The sequence below is a fragment of the Nocardia sp. NPDC058497 genome, assembly GCF_042720195.1.
GTDB lineage: Bacteria > Actinomycetota > Actinomycetes > Mycobacteriales > Mycobacteriaceae > Nocardia.
Genome location: NZ_JBHXMY010000648.1, coordinates 1 through 3,181, shown reverse-complemented (window position 1 = coordinate 3,181; position 3,181 = coordinate 1). Strand labels below are relative to the sequence as shown.

Genomic DNA, 3,181 nt, shown 5'->3' with positions numbered 1-3,181 from the left:
AGGTGTTTGATCGATGCATCGCATGACTGACTTGTGCCTGGACGTCGCACACAGCCGAGGGGGAGCTGCATGGACATCGATCTCACCTGCCCGACCTGTCGCCATCTCGACCAGGTCCAAACGGTGCCAGCCATCTGCTCGGGCGGGGCCTCCACTGAGGTCGGCTACGGCACCCACACAGGTGTCGGATTCACCACCAACGGTGTCATCCCGGTGGTCACCCGTTCGACAACCACCCGCACCCGCACCACCGCACTCGCCCGCAGTCTGGCCCGTGACCCTGGCTTAGAATCGACGTCGCGTCGGACCAGAATCGCCATCGTGCTGCTGATCCCTGCGGTCGTGATGCTCGCCGCATCCATTGGCGCACTTTTCGCAGACCTCTCGGGTTCCATCCTGGCCAGGATCGTCGGTGGCGTCATCTTCGTGGGAGGCACCTCAGCGCCGGGATTGCTGGTCGTGCTGTCGATCTGGGCAGCGAAGCGTCGCAATCGCACTGTTCGCGCTGGTTTACCGGCTGCTGATCGGTTGTGGCGCAGCGCGTTCTACTGCCATAGGTGTGGTCATGTGTTCTGGCCTGTGTCGCCAGAGCCGACGGTGCCCGCGCGAGTGGCACTGTCACCGCCGAACTTTCGCTGGGCCGTCTGGTCTGCGGGCGGCTACGCCCAGCTCTGACTCTCCTCGGTCAGCGTTTCGCGACGCAGATCGACCGGTTCGGCGACAGGCCTGCCTGATTTCGTGGATGGTTCCGCACCGGGGCTGGTGCGCGGGGACCCAACCAACAGTTGGCGGACCTGGCGGGTGGTCAGATCGAGAAGTTCGGCGATGTCACTGTCGGTCTGGCCCTGCTCCTTCATCAGCGTCAGAGCCGTCCGCTGCTGCACGCGCAGTTCTGTGATCGCTGCGGCAGCGGCGGCGTGAGCGGCCTGAATTTGTTGTTGCAGCTCGATGACCTGCCGGTCCCGGGCTTCCTCGCGTGCAGTCACTGCAGCCGAGGCGGTGGCGAATTGTTTCACCGCCGCGCTCACTCGACGATCACGGATCTTTTGATCGGCGCGACGCTGATCCATCCGCGCCCGTGCCCGCTCGACCTGCGCGCGAACCACATCCTTGGCCCCGCCGATGCGGGTGCCTCTGTTCTTGCCGGGCATTGAGTCCTCCATGCCCGCCGGTTCTCCCACCTCATTATGCCGCGCGCACACCAGATCTGAGCCAGTCCACCCGGTGCGCCTGGCCTGATCCTTCTGTCGGAAAGGAGTGATCGTGACACCGGTTTCTGCCCTACTGGTCCCGGATGACAACGATCCCGAGCGCGGTCACGCACGGATCTTCTTCTGGTGCGTACTCGCGGTCGCCGCCATCGTCAGCATCGTCGGCAACGGCGTGCAGGCCCTGCTCCACAGCAGCATCCTGCCCGCGGTCGCCACGGCAGTAGCGGTCATCCCGCCACTAGCACTGCTGGCTGCGGTACACGGTGTCACTGTCTTAGCTCGCATCGACGGAGGCGCGGTGGCGGCTCGCCGCAGCACCACCGCGCTCACTGTCGTCATCGCTGGTGCCGCGTTCTGGATGTCGTTCACCGCGCTGCGCGGGCTCGCCGTCACCGCGGGTGTGCCCGCTGCCGAAGCGTGGCTGTGGCCGCTGATCGTCGAGGGATCGATGACGCAATCGACCATCGCCCTGCTCGCCCTAGCTCACCACGATCGCTACCGCCCTTCACCCGCCACCGGTGAACACCACCCAGCGGCGGGGCGGTGGGTGGAACGACCAGTGTCCGAACCACTCCCGGCTTCATCGCCGGGGTCGACTTCGAACCGGTCTGGTCTGCGTACGCCGACCGAGAAGACCACGACCGTGAGTACACCTGGCCTCCCCTCTGACGAGCCCGCCCCGACGTCCCTGATCGTGCGCACGCCCAACACGACCGTGCGCACACCCGATGCCACTTCTGCAGCTGTGCGCACAGCGACCGACCAGACCACCACCGTGCGCACACCCAACGGCCAGTCCGCGACCGTGCGCACACCCGGTCAACCCTCTGGTGTGCGCACACCCACCTCCCTGACCGTGCGCACATCCGACGCCACTTCTGCAGCTGTGCGCACAGCGACCGAACTGCCCGACGCGGTGCGCGCGGCTGCTGGCAATCTCGTTGCCGCGGCGACCGCACGACCAGGCACGAACTCCGGAGTGCGGACACCTGTCGTGGATACTTCGCCTGAGTCCACAGTCTCTTCGGCTACAGCGAGGTCGGGACCCGCCTCTGAACACGCGCACCCCGATCTGGAGACCCTCGCTGACCGTGTCTGCCGCCGTGATCCGCGCGGGCGCCGCCTGGCCGCGACAGTCACCGAGATCCTGATCCGTCATCGAGTGCACGGCCACAACGCCAGCCGGATCGCTCGCGAGCTCGGGCCCAGCCGCTCAGCCGTCAGCCGCATCTTGCGCGACGCCGACGAACTTGACACGCCACACGCCGAGAACAATCCCCCGCCGTCGCACCGGTCACCGCCCTCCGCACCAACCGATCGGCCTGCTGGCGAGAGCGAACCACCGACCAGCGCGCCCACCACAGAATCGGGCCCGCCATGACCCCGGTTCGACCCTCACCGACATGCTCGATGACTTCTCCTCGATCACCGCTGCAGCCCGCGCAAGCTGGGTCCTGGCGTTGGGCATCGAGTTGTACCGCAACCCGTTCGCCTTCCCCACGGGTAGCCGGGCAACGCTCGCTCATGCCGAAACGGGTGTGTCCCCTGCGCGTGCCCCGGTTTCATCGATTCCTCAAAACCGTCCGAAATGCCGGGAGCCGTAGCGCAGGCCACCGCGTCCAACCCTGTATGACCTCAGAAGATCGCGCGGCTCTGACCGAGGCCGAATACGACCCGACCGATCCTGCGGTGCAGGCCCGAATGGAGCTCGCGACCCGTGGACTGGAGCTGCTGCGCCGGCGATGGCGCCGGGCGGGGATCTGCCCGGCGCTGGCCTGCCTCGACGGACCGACGCTCCCGGCGGATCGGCATGACCAGCTCACCCGACGCCCGACCGGTGGCGCCAGCGCGCCGTGAGGTCTGCGGTAGGTTGCGGGTCGCGAAGTGTTCGTGGGATCGAAGCGGGGGAGCAAGCGTGTCCCCTGGGGATGCGGGTGGATGGCCGACTACTACGAACCCAAGTCCCGCGT

General features: G+C 66.9%; 4 protein-coding genes. 3 read left to right on the top strand and 1 reads right to left on the bottom strand.

Annotation, left to right across the window (positions count from 1 at the left end):
* Positions 1-69 precede the first annotated feature (69 nt).
* Positions 70-675, top strand: a complete 606-nt coding sequence (locus tag ACFWPJ_RS28825) for a hypothetical protein (RefSeq protein ID WP_378856053.1) — start codon at positions 70-72, stop codon at positions 673-675.
* Here the strand turns inward: ACFWPJ_RS28825 and ACFWPJ_RS28820 are convergent.
* Positions 660-1,151 carry a hypothetical protein gene (locus ACFWPJ_RS28820; RefSeq protein WP_378856051.1) on the bottom strand — a complete coding sequence of 164 codons (492 nt, stop codon included), beginning with the start codon at positions 1,149-1,151 and terminating at the stop codon, positions 660-662. The genes ACFWPJ_RS28825 and ACFWPJ_RS28820 overlap by 16 nt on opposite strands.
* A 112-nt stretch (positions 1,152-1,263) precedes the next feature.
* Between ACFWPJ_RS28820 and ACFWPJ_RS28815 the strand changes: the two genes are divergently transcribed.
* Positions 1,264-2,592, top strand: a complete 1,329-nt coding sequence (locus ACFWPJ_RS28815) for a DUF2637 domain-containing protein (RefSeq protein ID WP_378856049.1) — start codon at positions 1,264-1,266, stop codon at positions 2,590-2,592.
* A 248-nt stretch (positions 2,593-2,840) separates the two neighbouring features.
* Entirely contained in the window at positions 2,841-3,068 is a 228-nt protein-coding gene (locus tag ACFWPJ_RS28810; protein WP_378856047.1) for a hypothetical protein, read from the top strand.
* Positions 3,069-3,181 lie beyond the last annotated feature (113 nt).

Excerpts from the sequence above, each read along its gene's own strand:
- ACFWPJ_RS28825 (WP_378856053.1), top strand. The coding sequence starts at position 70 with ATGGACATCGATCTCACCTGCCCGACCTGTCGCCATCTCGACCAGGTC.
- ACFWPJ_RS28820 (WP_378856051.1), bottom strand. The coding sequence starts at position 1,151 with ATGCCCGGCAAGAACAGAGGCACCCGCATCGGCGGGGCCAAGGATGTG.
- ACFWPJ_RS28810 (WP_378856047.1), top strand. The coding sequence starts at position 2,841 with ATGACCTCAGAAGATCGCGCGGCTCTGACCGAGGCCGAATACGACCCG.